We start from the raw sequence: 17386 nt of genomic DNA, 5'->3' as shown, positions 1-17386 counted from the left end.
GCTTAACTATATATTTATCAACTCATACTCCTTATTACCCATTCCCATTTCATATCCATAGTCTATTATTCTAGTTGCATTTACATCAGGATGAGCATGTTTAAATACATCATGCCCCATCTCCTTACATACTAAATCATAGCAAGCTTGATCTAGCGCAATAGGGTCTTTAGATGCAAGTATTCCTATATCATGAGCTATAGGTCTTCCTGACCAAGGTACACAATCACATAATGGAGTTACATTCATTACAAATGTTATATACCCCACTTTATCTTTCTTTTCTAATACTGATCCATAAGCATACTCTGCCATCTTTTCTATAAATATATCTTTGTCAGTTTCCCAATTTACACTTATAGCTTTCACTGGACATACTGTCGGGCATTCTCCACAACCATAACATACATCATGATCTATGTCTGCTTTTCTTCCTTCCATAGATATAGCTTTGGTAGGACAAGACTTAGCACATTTTGTACATCCTATACATGTCTCTTTATCAACTACTGGCTTGACATCAGAGTGTTGCATTTGTTTACCTGGCGCAGTTGCACACCCCATAGCTAAGTTCTTTAAAGTTCCACCAAATCCACCCATTTCATGACCTTTAAAGTGACTCATTACTATCATAGAAGAAGAATTGTATATCTCTCCTGCTATTTTAATAGTGTCAAAATGCTTTTTGTTTATTTCTACATCTATACTATTTCTACTAAAAAGCCCATCAGCTATTATTATAGGTGCATTTACAACTGAGTACGCAAATCCATTTTCTATTGCAGTAGTTAAATGATCTACTGAGTTTGTCCTACTTCCAGTATATAGAGTATTTGTATCTGTTAAAAATGGCTTACCTCCTATATCTTTAACTTTATCAACTACTTGCCTTACCGCTACTGGGCTTAAATACGTAGTATTTCCTTTTTCACCAAAATGAAGTTTTATGGCTACTTGATCATTTTCTTCTATCAATTCATTAAACCCAGCTTTATCAAATAATTTCCTTACATTGTTTGGCATATTCCTATTTTCTGAATTTGAATATAAATCACAAAAATATACTTTTGACTTTTCCACTAATTACACCCCACTAATTTTTATTGTATTTTCTTAATTTAATATGTATTCCTATATTGTCTTTATTACCTTAGCAGGAATACCTGCAACTACAATATTAGGTTATACATTTTTCCCCATTTCAAAGGCTCTTTTCATTTCACTACTACTTCTTATGTCTCCTACATCACATGCTCCAACTCCATATATAATTCCTTTTGTTTTTCCACCATCTAAACATGAAGTAAACCCTTCAAGTTCTTGCTCAACAATATCTATAAAACTTTTACTAGTATCACCTGCAGCTGTTATTAAGTAAAAATCTTTGCCCGTAATCTCTGAATACTTAGGATTTATATAGTGACCTCCATTTTTTTGACATACCAAACATCCTACGCAGTATTCTATTCTTTTATTCTTTAAATATATTTTTTCTACATCGTGCCCTGATGATTTAGTCCCTTTAAGAATTTTACATCTGAATTAGTACTGATTTTTTCATAGATTATTCCCCCTAATAAAGCTTAAACTAATTTCTCCTCATGCATTTTATAAAATCAACCCATCTTAAGTCAGTTTCGCTATAAATTCTTCTTCCTCTGTTATATCTTGATATTTTAGGAAGTAGACCAATTCTTTCATAATATCTTAATATATCTAAAGATATATTCTATTTCTCACTAACTTCCAAACTTTTCATATCAAAACCTCCTCTATATAAAGAATAACACTTGGAGTTAACTCCAGTGCAACTACTTTTTTAATTTTTTATTTTTGTAAAAACAGTTACGCTAGAGTTAACTCCATGAATTACTTTTTAATATATCAACTATATAAAATTCTTACTTTACTTATAGCATTTATTACTTTCGTTAGTATAATTTGTTGTGTAGAATGCTATGTCCTTATCTATATTTTTTATGAATTATTTACCATGAAAGAAATTCTTTTTATTGTGAAATAATAATAGTGTAAAAAATTTTATTTATTCAGGAGGTAATAAATTATGCAACTAACACCAGCAGAATTACATAATTTACACGAACTAATTTTGAGTTGTGTAAATAGCATAACAAATATGGCACTATACAAAAACCAAATTACAGATCCAGAACTAAAAGCTATGGTAGAAGCTCAGTTTCCAGTTCATATACAGGACTATAATCTTAAGGTAAGATTTGTTAAAGAAGCTAGTGCGCCTAATGAAAAATTAAATGTGCCTCAATTAAAAATAAACTTACAAGACTTTACTAAGTCTCCTGTACAACCAGTACCAGTTACACCTAGAACAGATATCCAACAATTAAACGATAGAGAAATAGCTACAGGATATCTTTTAACTTTAAAAAGAGCAGGTAGAGAATACGCTTGGGGCTCAATGGAAGCAACTAATCCAGTGTTAAGAGAGTTCTTAAAAGATGCATTTACAATGGCTTGTAATCACGCTTATGAAGTATCTCAATGGTTGATTCAAAAAGGATTCTATCCTTTATGCCCTGCACCACAAACAGAAATAGATAAATTAGGATCTCTTTATAATGAAGTGCAACAATTAAATTCATAAATATATAAAAAACACTCATATTAAATAAATATGAGTGTTTTATATATATTTATAAATTAAGATCCAACTATAGCTCCACCATTAGGATGTAGAATCTGACCAGACATATAACTAGAATCATCACTAGCTAAAAATACAAAGCTAGTAGCAACTTCAAATGGCTGACCTGGTCTATTCATAGGAACTTTACTAGTGTCACTACCAAAAGTTTCTACTTCTTCAGCTGAATAAGATGCTGATATTAAAGGAGTCCAAATAGGACCTGGTGCTACTCCATTTACCCTTATACCTTTACTTATTAATGACTGAGAAAGAGATCTAGTAAATGTTAGCACTGCTCCTTTAGTCGCACTATAGTCTATAAGTAATGGCTCTCCTCTATAAGCTGTAATAGAAGTTGTATTAATTATAGATGCACCTTTTTTTAAGTATGGAAGCGCTGCCTTTGTCATATAGAAAAAAGCATATACGTTGGTTCTAAATGTATCATCTAGTTGCTCAGCTGTAATATCTAATATATTTCTTTGAATAAATTGTACCCCATGATTATTAACTAATATATCAATTTTACCAAAGCACTCCATAGTTTTTTCAACAACAACTTTAGACATTTCTTCATCCCTTAAATCTCCAGGAATTAATACACATTTCCCACCTAATCCTTCTATATAAGCTTTAGTTTCATTTGCATCCTTATGTTCACAAAGATATGAAATAGCAATATCTGCTCCTTCTTTAGCAAATGCATAAGCTACTGCTCTTCCTATTCCACTATCTCCTCCAGTAATAATTGCTACTTTCCCTTTCAATTTACAACTTCCTCTATAATATGGATTATCTGATATAGGTCTAGGTTCCATAAGATACTCTAGTCCGGGTTGACACTCCTGATGCTGTGGCGGAAATAATATTTTTACTTTCTCACATTTTTCCTTTGTCCCAATACTTTTATAAACTGGATACATATAACACCACCTTTATTTATAAATGAAGCTTAATTCAATATAAATTATATTAATGGTTATAATTAATTATGATAAAATATCATCTAAATAAATGCTGAAAATCGAGTTAAAATATTAAATATGTAAATAGAAAAACTAAATTTATTAAATATTATTCTCTATTAAATTATTATACCTTCAAAATGATCCACTTCATGCTGGATAATCTGTGCAGTAAATCCTGTAAATATTTGTTTATGCTTCTTGAAATTTTTATCTAGATATTCTACCTCTATTTTTTCATATCTTTTTGTTTTTCTAGAGCCCATTAAAGATAGACAGCTTTCTTCTGTTTCATAAGGATTCTCTTTTTTTATTATAACTGGGTTTACCATAGGAACTATAATATTACCCACACTAAATACCAATATACGTTTTTTTACTCCTATCATATTAGCTGCTAGGCCTACGCAATGATCTAAATTTGCATTTAACGTATCTATTAAATCATTAATAACTTCTATATCCTCTTTTGTTGCTAGTTCTGATTTTTGCTCTAAAAATAGTACATCCTTTACAATTGTTCTTATCATTCTTTCCAACCTTTCTAATTTCTTTGTCTTAAGTTAATGTCATTTTATATTCTATACTATAAAATTATACTACTCTTTATAGTTTATTTTTCAAAGTATTATCATTAAGTACAGTAAGTACATCATAGATAACATTAACTCTAATAATATAATTCTACATCAATAACATAATATTTTATTTAATCTAATGTAACTACTGTACAAAGTATCTAAATCTATTGATTTATCTATATCTTAACATAGTACATTAAGTTTTAATTTACCGTACTTTTAGTGTACTTTTTCTGTACTCTCACAATACTTTTTACATAAACTTGTGTTTCAACATATAAAGTACAATTTTTAATGTACTAAAACCCACTAAGTGACATTACATATTTATATGGTGGTGTATTATACCCTCTTTTATTTCCAACCTTTCTATAATTAGCACCATAACTTTCTAAAGTAGCTCTAAGACCTTTACTAGATTTTAAATGTAGCCTATTTGCTATTTCAGTAGAAGACTTCCAATTCCACTTATCTTTATCAGCATCCCAATCAAACTCTATATTAATCCCTAGTTCTAATTGATTCATAACTTTAAAATCAGCATTGCTAGTATTCAATTTTTCTATTTCCTTTTGGTCTAAATATTTACTTTCAATATTTTCTTCTTTAATATACATTACTTCTCCCCACAATTTATCTATATCTATTTTAGATATTAAATCAAAATCTATCTTTTCAATAGGAATTACCCAGTACCTTCTATTACCTGATTCATCTTTTAAAAATTCCTCATTATTAACTGTAGCATAAAATGAAGTTTTTCTTGGATATTTAATAGGTGCTAGTCCATATGGTCTTCTAAATTCATCAACTTGCTCAGTTATAAAAGCTTTTAACTTTGCTAAATCTTTTTTAAGAGTTGAATCTAACTCCCCTAGTTCACATACCCAATATTTTATACATTGATAAACTTTGTCTTTATCGCTTGGATCTAGCTCTAGTCCAGTTTTAACGTACATTGGTATTAGTTTTCTTATTAACCTTGTTTTACCTATGCCTTGTTTTCCTTGTAATGTTAGTATCCCTTCTATATTAGTGTTTCCATCATTAAATACAATAGTAGCTGTGTTTAATAACCACTTTCTTATTAATAATTTTTTTAATTCTTGGTCATAATCACTTCTAGTTATAAGTGCATTACATAACATTTGTATATTTTTTCTATCTCCATCAAATTCCATGTAGCAGTTTCTTAAATAATCTACCACTGGGTTGTATGAATTGTTATGAGCTATACGATATACAAAAGATTGTATTGTATTTAGACTTAGAGAAAATCCATATTTATTGCAAAGTGAATGTATATCTACTAACTGACTTTCTAGATTAGTTCCTTCTAGTCCAGTTATTTCAATATCTTTAACTATTTCGTTATAAACTATATTTATATTATTTTGTTTTAGTAATAGGTCTAAGTTATCCCATATTTTTTGAGGTCTATTTTTAGAATCTAAATAAGGAAAGTTTATATTATAGTTTTTGTTGCCTTCTCCATCTTGCTTACAGCTTAGTTCAAATGCTTTATCTAAATTTTTTTCTTTTATAGCCTCTTTGACTTTGCTATTGTAATATTCATTTATTTTACTTTTATTTACTGTGTTTAATCTTATAGGGCTTTTTTTATTTCATCTATATATTGTTTGTACATTTTTATCCCCCATTACGCTTATAATGTTATATCTTTTACTTCTATATCTAAGGCTTTCGCTATTTTATATATTGTTTCTACTCTTGATGTGCCCATTTTGTTTATTAGTCTTGATACTGTTGATTTTCCTAGATTACTTTCTTTTGCTAGTTTTGTTATTGAGTAGCCTTTTTTTAGCATGCGTAATTTTATTAGTTCTGTGTTGGGTTTGTAATTCATCATATCCTCCTATTTTGTTTCGTTTTGTATTATGAGGTTATGGTAGCATGTGGGATATTAATATTTCAAATAAAGTATTTTAGAAAGTTTTTTGACAAGATTTTTTATAAATTATATTTTTAGTACTAAAAAATTTTTCGATTTTTAATTTAATGTAATGACAAATTCAAAATTTTGGAATATAATTATGGTGATGAAAGCGTTAATACATAATTTCATGAATGAAATTATATTAATTAAATATTTATGGCAGAGATTAGAGAGCCTTCTATAATAACTTATAGGGGGGTCTCTGTTTTTTTTTCCAAATATTAATACTCAGGGGGATTTGTTTATGTTTGATATAGCTATAATAGGAGCTGGAATAACAGGAAGTGCTATTGCCAGAAACCTATCTAGATATAATTTAAAAACTGTTGTTTTAGAAAAAGGTGTTGAAGTATGCCAAGGTACAACCAAAGCTAATAGTGCTATAGTTCATGGTGGATTTGATGCTTATGAAGGTAGCTTAAAAGCAAAGCTAAATGTTTTAGGAAATAGCCTATACCCTTCTCTTTGTAAAGATCTTAATGTTGAGTTTAAGCAAAATGGATCTTTGGTTTTGGCTTTTGATGATAAAGACTTATATCATATAAAAGATCTTTACGAAAGAGGATTAAAAAATGGAGCTTCTGGACTCGAAATAATAGATGGCAATAAAGTTAAAGAAATAGAGCCTAATGTTAGTGAAAATGTAGTTGGTGCTCTTTTATGCAAAAGTGCAGGTATAGTTTGTCCTTTCAACCTAAACGTTGCACTTATGGAAAATGCTATTGATAATGGTGTCACACTTAATTTACAAAGCGAAGTTATAGATATTAAAAAAGTTGTTAGCGATAATGAAGAATACTTTGAAATAAAAACTGTAAATGGCGTTATAAAATCAAAATATGTTATAAATGCATCTGGTGTATATTCTGATAAAATAAACAAATTAATTGGTGGAGATGAATTTTATATAATCCCAAGAAAAGGTGAGTATAAAATATTAGATAAAATTGAAGGAAATAAGGCTGTACACACATTATTTACATGTCCTACTGAAAAAGGTAAGGGAATACTGGTTACTAAAACAGTTCATGGAAACTTACTTGTTGGTCCAAACGCTACGCAAGTTGATTTAGAAGATATAACAACTACTAAATCTGGTTTAAGAGAAATAATGGATAAATCTTTAAAATCTGTACAGAATATAGATTTCTCAAAAACTATAACTTCTTTTGCTGGAATTCGTGCTACTCCAAATACAGGTGACTTTATAATATTTGAATCTGAAAAATCAAAAGGTTTTATAAATGTAGCTGGAATTGAATCTCCAGGTCTTGCTTCTGCTCCTGGTATAGCTGTTTATGTTGAAGGTATATTAAAAGATATTTTTGCCAGAGATAATAATTCTTTAGAATTAAATGCTAATTTTAATCCTATAAGAATAAAAGATAAGCCATTTTCTCAAATGACTAATGATGAAAGAATTTCAGCTGCTGAGAAAAATCCTAAGCATAAAACTATAATATGTAGATGCGAAAATGTAACTGAAGGAGAAATTGTAGATGCTATAAACAGACCATGTGGTGCAAGAACTGTTGATGGGGTTAAAAGAAGAGTTCGCCCAGGTATGGGAAGATGCCAAGGAGGTTTCTGTGGTCCAAAGGTTGTTGAAATAATAGCTAGAGAGTTAAACATATCTGTTGAAGATGTTTTAAAAGATTATGAAGGTTCAAATATGGTTGTAGGAAAAGTAAAAGAGTTAAGGGGTGAGACTGTTGAAATATAATGTTGTTGTAATTGGTGGTGGTCCTGCTGGATTAGGTGCTGCTCTAGAAGCTAAGAAAAACGGATGTGAAAAGGTATTAATAATTGAAAGAGATAGAGAACTTGGAGGTATTTTAAATCAGTGTATCCATAATGGATTTGGTCTTCATGAGTTTAAAGAGGAATTAACAGGCCCTGAGTATGCTGGTAAATTTATAAAAATGATTCAAGAAGAAAACATAGACTTTATGTTAAATACTATGGTTCTTAATATAGATGAAGCTAATGATGAAAAAATTATATCTGCAATGGGCGAAGATGGTCTTATAGAAATAAGTGCTGATGCTGTAATTCTTGCAATGGGCTGTAGAGAAAGAACTAGGGGTGCTATAGATATTCCAGGATATAGACCTGCTGGAGTTTATAATGCTGGTGCTGCTCAAAGATTTATTAATATGGAAGGATACTTAGTTGGTAAAAAAGTAGTTATCTACGGTTCTGGTGATATCGGGCTTATTATGGCCAGACGTATGACATTAGAAGGTGCTAAAGTTCAATGTGTTGTAGAAGTAAATCCTCACTCAAGCGGACTTACAAGAAACATAGTACAGTGTTTAGATGATTTTAATATACCTTTAAAATTACAAACTTGTATAAACTATATACATGGAAAAGATAGAGTTAGCGGAGTTACTTTAGCTAAGCTTAATGATAATAGAGAGGTTATTGAAGGTAGCGAAGAATTTATAGAATGTGATACTGTTTTACTTTCAGTTGGACTAATTCCTGAAAATGAACTTTCTAGTGGTATTGGTGTTAATCTAGATAAAAAAACAAGTGGGCCTATAGTTAATAATAGTATGTCTACAGATAAAGAAGGTTTCTTTGCTTGTGGTAATGTTGTTCATGTTCATGATTTAGTTGACTTTGTTACAAAGGAAAGTAGAATTGCTGGTAAGAATGCTGCTTTATATGTTTTAAATAAGAAGGCTAAAAAGAAATCTTCTACATCTAATAATATAAAAACTGTTGCTAGTGATGGAATTGGTTATGTAGTTCCCCAATATATAAATATAGATTCTAATGAAGATGTAAATTTATTTATGAGAGTTCGTAATATATGTACTGGCAAAAAACTAGTTGTTAGATGTAATAATGAAGTTATTTTTGAAAAGAAAAGGGCTCATATGATACCTTCTGAAATGGAACGTATTAATATAAATAAAGACCTTTTAGGTAAAATAGATAGCGATATCTATATAAGTGTTGAGGAGGTTTAATTATGAAAACTGAAGTTACTTGTGTAGTTTGTCCAATGGGTTGTAGAATGGTTATTGATAAGATAGATGACGTATATAAAGTAAGTGGTAATACTTGTAAAAGAGGAGAAAAATACGGTATTGAAGAAATAACTAGCCCAAAAAGAGTTATAACTTCTACCGTTAAACTTGAAGGTTCTTATTTAAACTTACTTCCAGTTAAGACTAATGGTTCTGTACCTAAAGGTATGATGTTTGATGTTATGGAAGCTTTAGATAGTATAACTGTTATATCTCCTGTTAATGTAGGAGATATAATAATCAAAGATGTTTTAGGTACAGGTGTTGATATTGTAAGTAGTAAAACTATAGCATAAGGTTATAATATAAATTAATATAATCAAAGGGGGGTACGTTTTTACGACCCCCCTTTTAATTATATATATTCTCTATTAACTTTTAATTTGTTATTCTATCTAGCTAAGCATTAGATTTTTCTTTTATATTATGAGTATTCCAAGTAAATGATAAAAATACTATCGCTAAGATCGAAGATATTATTAGCATTATAAATCCTCCATCCCAATTATATTTATCAACTACCATACCCATTGCCAACTCAGCTAAAACCTGTCCTCCCATATATCCAAATAATCCTGTAAATCCTGCCGCAGTTCCTGCTGCTTTTTTAGGAACAAGATCTAGTGCACTTACCCCTATTAACATAACAGGCCCATAAATTAATGCTCCTATTGATGCCAGAGCACAGTTTATAGCAAATGGACTTGTGCTTTTCCAGTATACAGCTGTTGCTATAGTTACTCCAACCATACATATTATTCCTATTGGAGCACGTCTACCATGGAATATATGATCACTAATCCATCCAACTAAAATAGTTCCAGGTATAGCTGCATATTCAAATAATGCAAATGCTATAGAAGAATCTTTTGGATCAAAATGTCTAACTTCTTGTAGGTATGTAGGAACCCAGTTTATAACACCATATCTAACCAAATACACAAAAACGTTTGCCACAGCTATACACCATAAGAATTTATTATTTAATACATATTTAAATAGAATCTCCTTAGCACTAAGTTCTGCTTCAGCATCTTCAACTTCAACCTCATACTCTGGATAATCATTTTTAAATTCTTCAATTGGTGGTAGCCCAACAGATTGTGGAGTATCTCTTGCAAATATAATATATATTAATCCACCTACAATTGCTATTATTCCTGGTAAATAAAAACTACCTTTCCATGTTCCAAATAATGATACTCCAATTAATACAACAGTAGCTATAAACCCACCACCTATATTATGCGCAGTATTCCAAACAGACATTTTTACACCACGTTCACTATCTGAGAACCAGTGAGTCATTATCCTACCACATGGAGGCCATCCCATTCCTTGAAACCATCCATTTAATAGCATTAAAATAAACATAAAAGCAATATTAGTTGTATTTGGTAAAAATAAATTTACTATACCAGACATTATAAGACCTATTGCTAAGAAATATCTTGGATTAGATCTATCTGACATATTCCCCATTATAAATTTACTAATACCATATGATAACCCCAAAGCTGATGCAACAAACCCTATCTCAACTTTTGTAAATCCTTGTTCTATAAGATAGACCTTCGATAAAGCAAAATTGCTTCTTACAAAATAGTATAAAAGATATCCCACATAAATACTTATAAACATCTGGATACGATATTTTTTATACGTTGAATTTATCTCTTGCTCTGGTAACCTGTTTACATATGGTGCTGGCTTTAAAAATTTTAACATTAAAAATCCCCCTTTCACGCTAAAAAAAGCCAAGCTAAGCCTATATTAGTACTGTTAATATACTAATATTTTAAGGCTTGTGCTTGGCTCATATTCTCTAACGCACATTATATTGTATTTTTTCTAACCTTTTTATCTACACCATAAAATGTAGCATATAACACTTTATTTTTCAACACTTTTTCTAAATTATATATTTAATATTCTTCCTCCACATTCGTGGCCTGAAAAACGTTTGTTGAAAACTTCACTTACTTTGTATGTCATTTGAAGGTTTAATGATTTATTACTAAAATATCTTTATTATATTATATGTACATACTTCATAAATATCTAAAGGGGTGTTTTTTTGAGTATTGATATAATCTTACAAGGATTAAGTGGACTATTTTGGATTATAACTTACATATTAATAATTAAGAAAAGCGTTAAAGACAAGACTTATGGTATGCCATTTCTTGCAATGTGCCTTAATCTCTCATGGGAGTTCGTATTTGCATTTATCTATAAGAGTGATATATTTCATCAGATAGTATGCTTTATATGGTTTATTCTTGACTTGATAATAGCTTGTACATTTTTCAAATACGGATATAAGGATTTTAAGAAGAAATATTCTTTAAGTAAAATATCATTCTTTGTATTGATTGTTTTTACTTTAATATCTTCTTTTGTTTTTATGATTTTAGCACCATTAGATTTTAGTATTTTATTTGATGGTGATATTCTTCAAGCAGCAGGCTTTATTGCTTATTTTCAAAATCTATTAATGTCTATATTATTTGTTTTAATGTTTTTAGAAAGAAGAAATTTAAAAGGTCAATCTATATTTATAGCAATATTTAAATGGCTTGGAACTTTGTCTGTAAGTATTATGAGTCTTAGTGGTATGGTTTCATCAAATCCGACTGAGTTATTTGTTATATTTTTAATTCAGTTTTTTGATATTTTGTATATCTATTTGTTGCTTAAGTTTTGTAGACATAAGTAATACTATTATTCAAAATAAAAAATCCTAGCATCTTATCAATCCAAAATGGAAGATAAAATGTTAGGATTATAATTCAGTTATATATAATTTAATTACTTTCTTGGCATTTGTTGATTTTCAAATTCTATCTTACCCTTTAATGGCTTATGTTTTTGCTTTTCTTGCTTTGTATCATTCATATCCATAAGCATATTTAATACTAAAGTAGCAGTTTCTTTTATATTTTGTGGATCTATTTTATCTATTGTATCTTCATCTGTATGATAATATGGATCTTTATCAAATTGTATAAATACAGCCGGTATACCTGCTGCCTCAAATGGAGCATGGTCACTTGATCCAGAATTGAAATGTCCTCCATACTTATATCCTAACTCTTTTATATTATCTTCTGCTATATCAGTTATTTTATGGTCTGCTTTATCATTTAAGTTATATGTTACAACCTGATCTCCTACACCTACCATATCAAGGTTTATCATACCTACAATATTTTTGGATTCTCCTGATTCAACAAGTTGAGCAACATATTGATCTGATCCTATTAAGCCTATTTCCTCAGCACCAAATGCAACAAATCTTACATTGTATTGTAATTTATTTTTAACTTCTGGTTTAGATAATAGTCTAGCAACTTCTAGTATAGTAGCTGTACCACTAGCATTATCATTAGCACCTGGACAACTTACACTATCAAAATGTGCTCCTAGTACTATAGTTTGAGGATTTTTTGTGTTTTTGTGAGCAGGTATTTCACCTATTACATTGTATGAGTAGCTATCTGGTTTTACTAAAGTCTTAACTTCCATAGATATATTTAGAGTTTCTACATCTTGTATTCTCTCTACTAATTTAGTACCATCTTCTAAACTCATACCAACTGTAGGACCTTTACTATCTTCTAAAGACCCTAAAGTTCCACCTAGCATCCCAGAAGTATTATTATATATTATAACTCCTTTAGCTCCATTAGCATAAGCATTTTTAGCCTTTTGGGCAAAAGGGATTTCCCCTCTTTGTATAAGCACTATTTTACCATCTACATTAGCTTTTTTACATTCTTCTTCAGTTCCAACCCCTGCATATACAAGTTCTCCTTCTAACGGACCATTAGTAGCTTGAGAGAATGTCATAGTTTTTACTTCTATCTTTTCTCCACCTACTGTAAGTGTCGCTCCGTCATCTATAAATCCATCTATTCCTTCTATTGTGCTAAGTTCTCCATTCATACCCAGTTTATTAAACTCACTTTGTATATACTTAGCAGCTTCATGTTCTCCTTCAAATCCTGTTACTCTTGCATTATCTTTATTTTGACCACTTTCATCCATTGATAATCTCTCTATATCTTTTAATATTTGATTTACACTCAGTTGTCTTTCTATTTTTGATAATATTCCATTCGCATTAGCTGCTGCTGATGCTGGACTTGCTAATAGAATTGGAGCTGCTATTATAGCTGATGCTGCTACTACATATATTTTTCTCTTTTTCGACATAATTAAATTCCCCCTTGTAAATTTAATTTAAAAGTAATTTTATTATATAGTAGCTATTGTTTATATTTATTTCAATAGTTTTTTGAATTTTCTTTATATTTTATAAAAGTTATCTAAATTGATGTATTTATATAATGATACAAACCAAAATATTATATAATTTTCTACTATTTTTCTAGATATATTAAAAACACTCATATTCAATGAACATGAGTGTTTATATATAATAATTATATAGCTTGTCTTTTTCAGATTTATAATATTCTTAATTTATTTCAATATTCCTATCAATAATCTTTTCTTCAAATCTCTCATATTCAATCCCATCAAAGTTTATTATATTTGAAATATTTGAATTATCCTCTGCTAATTTATAACTATATTTATATAATACTACTCTTATCTTTTTATCATTTTCATTAACTTTATCAAAAAAATACATTAACAAAGTTGTTAATGTATTTTCGTGGATTTCAATGGTGGAGACGGATCGCGGGAATAATATCCACTATTAACTTATATATCCCACCTTATTATAAACCGTTAATAAAAATTCACATGAATTTATTATTCTATGATATAATACAACAGAAGAAGCTACAATCTATGAGTGGTGGTTTCATATAGTCCTAGTTCCTACATTAAGTAGGAAGGAGGTGTCATCTATATGGAACTAATGATAAATTTTATTATAGGAGCTATTGGCTCTATCTGTATTGGTCTAAGTACTAATTACATATATGATAAAATAAAAAACCACTTATCTATTGGCCGTAGAAAAAGTGGTTTAGAATTTGAATTTAAAATAAAATTCAAGTTCACTAAAAAGTAATCTATACTAGAAACCACTGCTCTACACAACTAGATTGTAGTTTCTTTTTGTTTTATCTATATTTATATTATACTACATTGATAAAAAAAATAAACCTTAAATTTATTCATAACTGATTTAAAATATGATAACTATTAAATTATATATTACAATTCATTAGTTTGAAAAAATATTTTGAATCATGAGTTTTATAAAGATTTAACCATGAATTTAATGATTCTGATTCAAAAACCTCTAAAACTTTTAATACTTCAAATGTAAATTCTAGCGGAGCAATTCCTGATGCTGTAATTAAATTTTGATCACTAACTACAGCTTCCATTTTATAATATTTTTCTCCAGAGTAACTTGGTATTATCATTTTAAGAAACTCTAAATTATTACTTGTATGATTTCTAAAATCTAGTAAACCTTTTTTTGCTAGGCCTAACGTTGCTCCACAAATAGCTGCAACTACAGCCCCTTGTATCAAAGCTTCTTTAGTTTTTTCTAATACTATTTCATGAACTGTTGATGTCCAAGTGTCTCCTCCTGGTAAAATTAATACATCATTACTTTCAATATTACACTCATCTATCGTAATCTCAGGCAAAACTTTCAATCCACCCATTGTCGTGATGGAATTTTTATCAATTCCTACTGTAGTTACTTTTAGTGGCTTTAATCCTTTTTTGAAATATCTTCCTGTATTTAATTCAGCAGTTAGATATCCTACTTCCCAATCTGACATAGTATCAAATATGTACATATACACTTTTCTATTTTTCATTTTTTTGCTCCTTATGTGATTAATTAATATACCTAATTGTAAAATAACTTAACTGACAAATTTAGTCAGTTAAGTTATTAAATTTGATAATAATCAATTAATTCTAATAAAGTTTCAACTATTTTATTCTTTAGACTTTGTGGATCAATTACTTTTATAGATTTTTCATAAGGTAAAAGTATATTGGGTATGTACTTGCATATTACTTCTTCTTGAAGGATAAATATTGCTTTATTCGGAGTTCTTTCTTTTAAATAATATCCTAAAAACCAATGTTGACATAAATTGTCTAACGCATTTATACTTCCTTCTATAACTAATGGAATCAGAGCTTGCTCATCTTTTATTTCAGCCACAATTCCTTTTATGAAAAATTCACTTGCTGAGAATTCCTTTGGGCGATTAAAGGTATTTGATGTTCCTATGATGCTACTAATCCTCTCTACTCTAAAGCTACGAATCTCATTTCTCATTTGACAAAATGCTACTACATACCAATTATTATTCCAGTGAACTATTCCGTATGGGTCTATAATCCTACATTTTGATTTTTCTTCACGAGCTGTACGATAGTTAATTTCTACAGATAACTCATTTACTATCCCATACTCCAACGTTTTAAGTACCGATTCTATGGATCTCTTTCCAATTGGTTTTATTACTTCAAAACCTATTAAATATTGATCTAATATTTCTTCTTGTTTTTGGTTTGAATACATTTTTAACTTTGATGTTGCCTTATCCAGTGCTTCATCTAAAAAATATCCAGCTTCTTTCGCAAAACTAGCTGCATGAAGTAGTGCTGTTTGCTCTTCAATATTGAAAAAAAGAGGAGCTTCAATAAAATTGTTCAGAAGTGTATACCCACCATTATGACCTGTGTCTGAGATAATAGGAACACCACTAGCAGAAAGTGCATCAATATAACGGTAAACAGTTCTTATATTGATTTCTAGTTTTTCAGATATTTGTTTTGCTGTAACTTTTTTGTCTGAACTTAACATCCATAATATAGACATCATATTGTCAATTTTAGCCATATAGTTTTAGACTTATTTATCCAATGTCTAACTGCTAATTCAATAATATCTATCTTAGAAGTCTTTTTATCTATATTATCTATATTTTCCCATAACAGATTAATAGAAAAGATATCATCAATTTGGTTTACAATAGCCGACTGAGATAATAACTCTAATTTTTCTTGTTTCCCTAAAACTCCTTTGGATTTAAAGTAATTCATAATATCAATATAATTCAACTTATCAAACTTATACTCTTTCCAAGAAACCTCTTGTCTAAAATATGAAAGGTTGTTAGAGTTAGACCTAGATGATACAATTATACCTTTAATATTATTTTTTTCTGATAAACTTTTTATAAAATATGTTATTTTACTTATATCATAATAAGAAATTTCATCTAATCCATCAAAAAAATAAAAGTAGTTATTTATTTTATCAATATGATTTAAACCATAGTCTTTAAATCGCTCTCTGATTAATTCTTCTAAGTTTCCATTTGAACATTCTCTTAATTTTATAAATACAGGTATATAGATATTTTCATCCCACTCTATTTCACCTTTATAATAATTATTGTATTGTATTAATAATTTTCTATATAAATATTTCATTCCAATTGATTTACCTGTTCCTGCATTACCTAAAATAAGCTTAAACTTACTACTTAAAATATTACAGGATACATCTTCTAATGTCTGCCCATTTTCAAATTTAAGATTTATAAATTCATTTGATTGTAAAAATGTATTTTCTTCAATTGTTATCCCCTCTTGAATAAAATCATTTTCTCTTGAATCTAAAAAATACATTTTGTATAAATCTAAATTTGACTCTTCACGAATAACATCAAGAATATTATCTGACTGTATCCACTTTACTTCTATATTTTCCTCTTTAGATTCTCTTGTAATTTTAACCCTTGAAGTTTTAGATTCTGAATTTATTTCTTCTTCTGTACATATAGGTTTCAATTCATCATTAGTATATATATATACTACATCTAATTTTCCCTTATAAATACTAAAAGCTTTAGATAAAGATTTATATATTTGATCATACTTAGATTTACTACTACCTGAAGTAAAATACTTACATTGAGCTCCATACCATTTTTTATCAACTTCATTATAAATTGGTTGGAATTCAAGCCCTGCTTCATTCATATTATAACTATAATCATATGATGTTTTTTTATTTTTTCTCAAAAATAGTACTCTGCACATATCTTCAAATGCTTTAGTTTTATCTTTGTTTTTTTGTTAAAATCATCCCAATTAGCCCTTATCACTATATCAACTCAACTCCTATGTTGTTTATATTTATCTTCTATATT

The 17386-nt window shown here is 29.0% G+C and carries 19 protein-coding genes; 6 read left to right on the top strand and 13 right to left on the bottom strand.

Annotated elements, in window-relative coordinates; translation table 11 throughout:
• Positions 1 to 6: 6 nt before the first annotated feature.
• The 3 genes from BN899_RS13315 to BN899_RS21010 form a co-directional block, all read right to left on the bottom strand.
• A complete protein-coding gene (locus BN899_RS13315; RefSeq protein ID WP_147568569.1) occupies positions 7 to 1080 on the bottom strand; it encodes a DUF362 domain-containing protein in 1074 nt (357 codons plus the stop codon).
• Positions 1081 to 1182: 102 nt separating this feature from the next.
• Positions 1183 to 1446, bottom strand: a complete 264-nt coding sequence (locus tag BN899_RS13310) for a hypothetical protein (RefSeq protein ID WP_042276275.1) — start codon at positions 1444 to 1446, stop codon at positions 1183 to 1185.
• Between the two features lie 142 nt (positions 1447 to 1588).
• Entirely contained in the window at positions 1589 to 1714 is a 126-nt protein-coding gene (locus BN899_RS21010) for a MerR family transcriptional regulator (RefSeq protein WP_278244992.1), read from the bottom strand.
• 351 nt (positions 1715 to 2065) lie between these two features.
• Between BN899_RS21010 and BN899_RS13305 the strand changes: the two genes are divergently transcribed.
• Positions 2066 to 2623 carry a spore coat protein gene (locus tag BN899_RS13305; RefSeq protein ID WP_042276272.1) on the top strand — a complete coding sequence of 186 codons (558 nt, stop codon included), beginning with the start codon at positions 2066 to 2068 and terminating at the stop codon, positions 2621 to 2623.
• 56 nt (positions 2624 to 2679) lie between these two features.
• Here the strand turns inward: BN899_RS13305 and BN899_RS13300 are convergent, their stop codons facing one another.
• The 4 genes from BN899_RS13300 to BN899_RS13285 form a co-directional block, all read right to left on the bottom strand.
• A complete protein-coding gene (locus BN899_RS13300; RefSeq protein WP_042276270.1) occupies positions 2680 to 3588 on the bottom strand; it encodes an SDR family oxidoreductase in 909 nt (302 codons plus the stop codon).
• A 161-nt stretch (positions 3589 to 3749) separates the two neighbouring features.
• Positions 3750 to 4160 carry a peptide deformylase gene (locus BN899_RS13295; RefSeq protein ID WP_042276268.1) on the bottom strand — a complete coding sequence of 137 codons (411 nt, stop codon included), beginning with the start codon at positions 4158 to 4160 and terminating at the stop codon, positions 3750 to 3752.
• A 350-nt stretch (positions 4161 to 4510) separates the two neighbouring features.
• Positions 4511 to 5419 (bottom strand): VapE domain-containing protein, encoded by a 909-nt coding sequence (locus BN899_RS13290; RefSeq protein ID WP_147568568.1) that lies wholly within the window; start codon positions 5417 to 5419, stop codon positions 4511 to 4513.
• Positions 5420 to 5877: 458 nt separating this feature from the next.
• Entirely contained in the window at positions 5878 to 6078 is a 201-nt protein-coding gene (locus BN899_RS13285; protein WP_042276264.1) for a helix-turn-helix domain-containing protein, read from the bottom strand.
• Positions 6079 to 6412: 334 nt separating this feature from the next.
• Here BN899_RS13285 and BN899_RS13280 point away from each other — a divergent pair, with 334 nt between their 5' ends.
• The 3 genes from BN899_RS13280 to BN899_RS13270 are packed head-to-tail and all read left to right on the top strand — an operon-like array spanning position 6413 to position 9505.
• Positions 6413 to 7891 (top strand): NAD(P)/FAD-dependent oxidoreductase, encoded by a 1479-nt coding sequence (locus tag BN899_RS13280; protein ID WP_042276261.1) that lies wholly within the window; start codon positions 6413 to 6415, stop codon positions 7889 to 7891.
• A complete protein-coding gene (locus BN899_RS13275) occupies positions 7878 to 9149 on the top strand; it encodes an NAD(P)/FAD-dependent oxidoreductase (protein WP_334291372.1) in 1272 nt (423 codons plus the stop codon). The genes BN899_RS13280 and BN899_RS13275 overlap by 14 nt, the downstream gene beginning before the upstream one ends.
• A gap of 2 nt (positions 9150 to 9151) precedes the next feature.
• Positions 9152 to 9505: a DUF1667 domain-containing protein gene (locus BN899_RS13270; RefSeq protein ID WP_042276256.1), complete on the top strand. Its 354-nt coding sequence runs from the start codon at positions 9152 to 9154 to the stop codon at positions 9503 to 9505.
• A gap of 103 nt (positions 9506 to 9608) precedes the next feature.
• Here the strand turns inward: BN899_RS13270 and glpT are convergent, their stop codons facing one another.
• Positions 9609 to 10937, bottom strand: coding sequence for a glycerol-3-phosphate transporter (gene glpT / locus BN899_RS13265; protein WP_042276254.1), 1329 nt, complete (start codon positions 10935 to 10937; stop codon positions 9609 to 9611).
• Positions 10938 to 11286: 349 nt separating this feature from the next.
• Here glpT and BN899_RS13260 point away from each other — a divergent pair, with 349 nt between their 5' ends.
• Positions 11287 to 11928, top strand: coding sequence for a transmembrane-type terpene cyclase (locus tag BN899_RS13260; RefSeq protein ID WP_052356855.1), 642 nt, complete (start codon positions 11287 to 11289; stop codon positions 11926 to 11928).
• A gap of 92 nt (positions 11929 to 12020) precedes the next feature.
• Here the strand turns inward: BN899_RS13260 and BN899_RS13255 are convergent, their stop codons facing one another.
• A complete protein-coding gene (locus BN899_RS13255; protein ID WP_052356854.1) occupies positions 12021 to 13427 on the bottom strand; it encodes a M20/M25/M40 family metallo-hydrolase in 1407 nt (468 codons plus the stop codon).
• 265 nt (positions 13428 to 13692) lie between these two features.
• Complete coding sequence (locus tag BN899_RS19120; protein ID WP_161628749.1) at positions 13693 to 13869, bottom strand: hypothetical protein; 177 nt, start codon at positions 13867 to 13869, stop codon at positions 13693 to 13695.
• A 225-nt stretch (positions 13870 to 14094) separates the two neighbouring features.
• Here BN899_RS19120 and BN899_RS19115 point away from each other — a divergent pair, with 225 nt between their 5' ends.
• Complete coding sequence (locus tag BN899_RS19115; protein ID WP_154658904.1) at positions 14095 to 14259, top strand: hypothetical protein; 165 nt, start codon at positions 14095 to 14097, stop codon at positions 14257 to 14259.
• 139 nt (positions 14260 to 14398) lie between these two features.
• Here the strand turns inward: BN899_RS19115 and BN899_RS13250 are convergent, their stop codons facing one another.
• From BN899_RS13250 to BN899_RS13240, 3 genes are all read right to left on the bottom strand, one after another.
• On the bottom strand, positions 14399 to 15028 hold the full coding sequence (locus BN899_RS13250; RefSeq protein ID WP_042276252.1) for a type 1 glutamine amidotransferase family protein: 630 nt from the start codon (positions 15026 to 15028) through the stop codon (positions 14399 to 14401).
• Between the two features lie 77 nt (positions 15029 to 15105).
• A complete protein-coding gene (locus tag BN899_RS13245) occupies positions 15106 to 16068 on the bottom strand; it encodes a helix-turn-helix transcriptional regulator (protein WP_042276249.1) in 963 nt (320 codons plus the stop codon).
• A complete protein-coding gene (locus BN899_RS13240) occupies positions 16047 to 17258 on the bottom strand; it encodes a hypothetical protein (RefSeq protein WP_042276247.1) in 1212 nt (403 codons plus the stop codon). The genes BN899_RS13245 and BN899_RS13240 overlap by 22 nt, the downstream gene beginning before the upstream one ends.
• Between the last annotated feature and the right edge of the window lie 128 nt (positions 17259 to 17386).

The organism is Faecalimicrobium dakarense, assembly GCF_000499525.1.
GTDB lineage: Bacteria > Bacillota > Clostridia > Peptostreptococcales > Peptostreptococcaceae > Faecalimicrobium > Faecalimicrobium dakarense.
This window is presented reverse-complemented; position numbering and strand designations above follow the sequence as displayed.

What these genes read in the sequence shown, in the direction of transcription:
- BN899_RS13305 (WP_042276272.1), top strand. Translation starts at nt 2,066, where the DNA reads ATGCAACTAACACCAGCAGAATTACATAATTTACACGAACTAATTTTG.
- BN899_RS13300 (WP_042276270.1), bottom strand. Translation starts at nt 3,588, where the DNA reads ATGTATCCAGTTTATAAAAGTATTGGGACAAAGGAAAAATGTGAGAAA.
- BN899_RS13295 (WP_042276268.1), bottom strand. Translation starts at nt 4,160, where the DNA reads ATGATAAGAACAATTGTAAAGGATGTACTATTTTTAGAGCAAAAATCA.
- BN899_RS13285 (WP_042276264.1), bottom strand. Translation starts at nt 6,078, where the DNA reads ATGAATTACAAACCCAACACAGAACTAATAAAATTACGCATGCTAAAA.
- BN899_RS13280 (WP_042276261.1), top strand. Translation starts at nt 6,413, where the DNA reads ATGTTTGATATAGCTATAATAGGAGCTGGAATAACAGGAAGTGCTATT.
- BN899_RS13270 (WP_042276256.1), top strand. Translation starts at nt 9,152, where the DNA reads ATGAAAACTGAAGTTACTTGTGTAGTTTGTCCAATGGGTTGTAGAATG.
- glpT (WP_042276254.1), bottom strand. Translation starts at nt 10,937, where the DNA reads ATGTTAAAATTTTTAAAGCCAGCACCATATGTAAACAGGTTACCAGAG.
- BN899_RS13255 (WP_052356854.1), bottom strand. Translation starts at nt 13,427, where the DNA reads ATGTCGAAAAAGAGAAAAATATATGTAGTAGCAGCATCAGCTATAATA.
- BN899_RS19120 (WP_161628749.1), bottom strand. Translation starts at nt 13,869, where the DNA reads ATGTATTTTTTTGATAAAGTTAATGAAAATGATAAAAAGATAAGAGTA.
- BN899_RS19115 (WP_154658904.1), top strand. Translation starts at nt 14,095, where the DNA reads ATGGAACTAATGATAAATTTTATTATAGGAGCTATTGGCTCTATCTGT.
- BN899_RS13250 (WP_042276252.1), bottom strand. Translation starts at nt 15,028, where the DNA reads ATGAAAAATAGAAAAGTGTATATGTACATATTTGATACTATGTCAGAT.
- BN899_RS13245 (WP_042276249.1), bottom strand. Translation starts at nt 16,068, where the DNA reads ATGGCTAAAATTGACAATATGATGTCTATATTATGGATGTTAAGTTCA.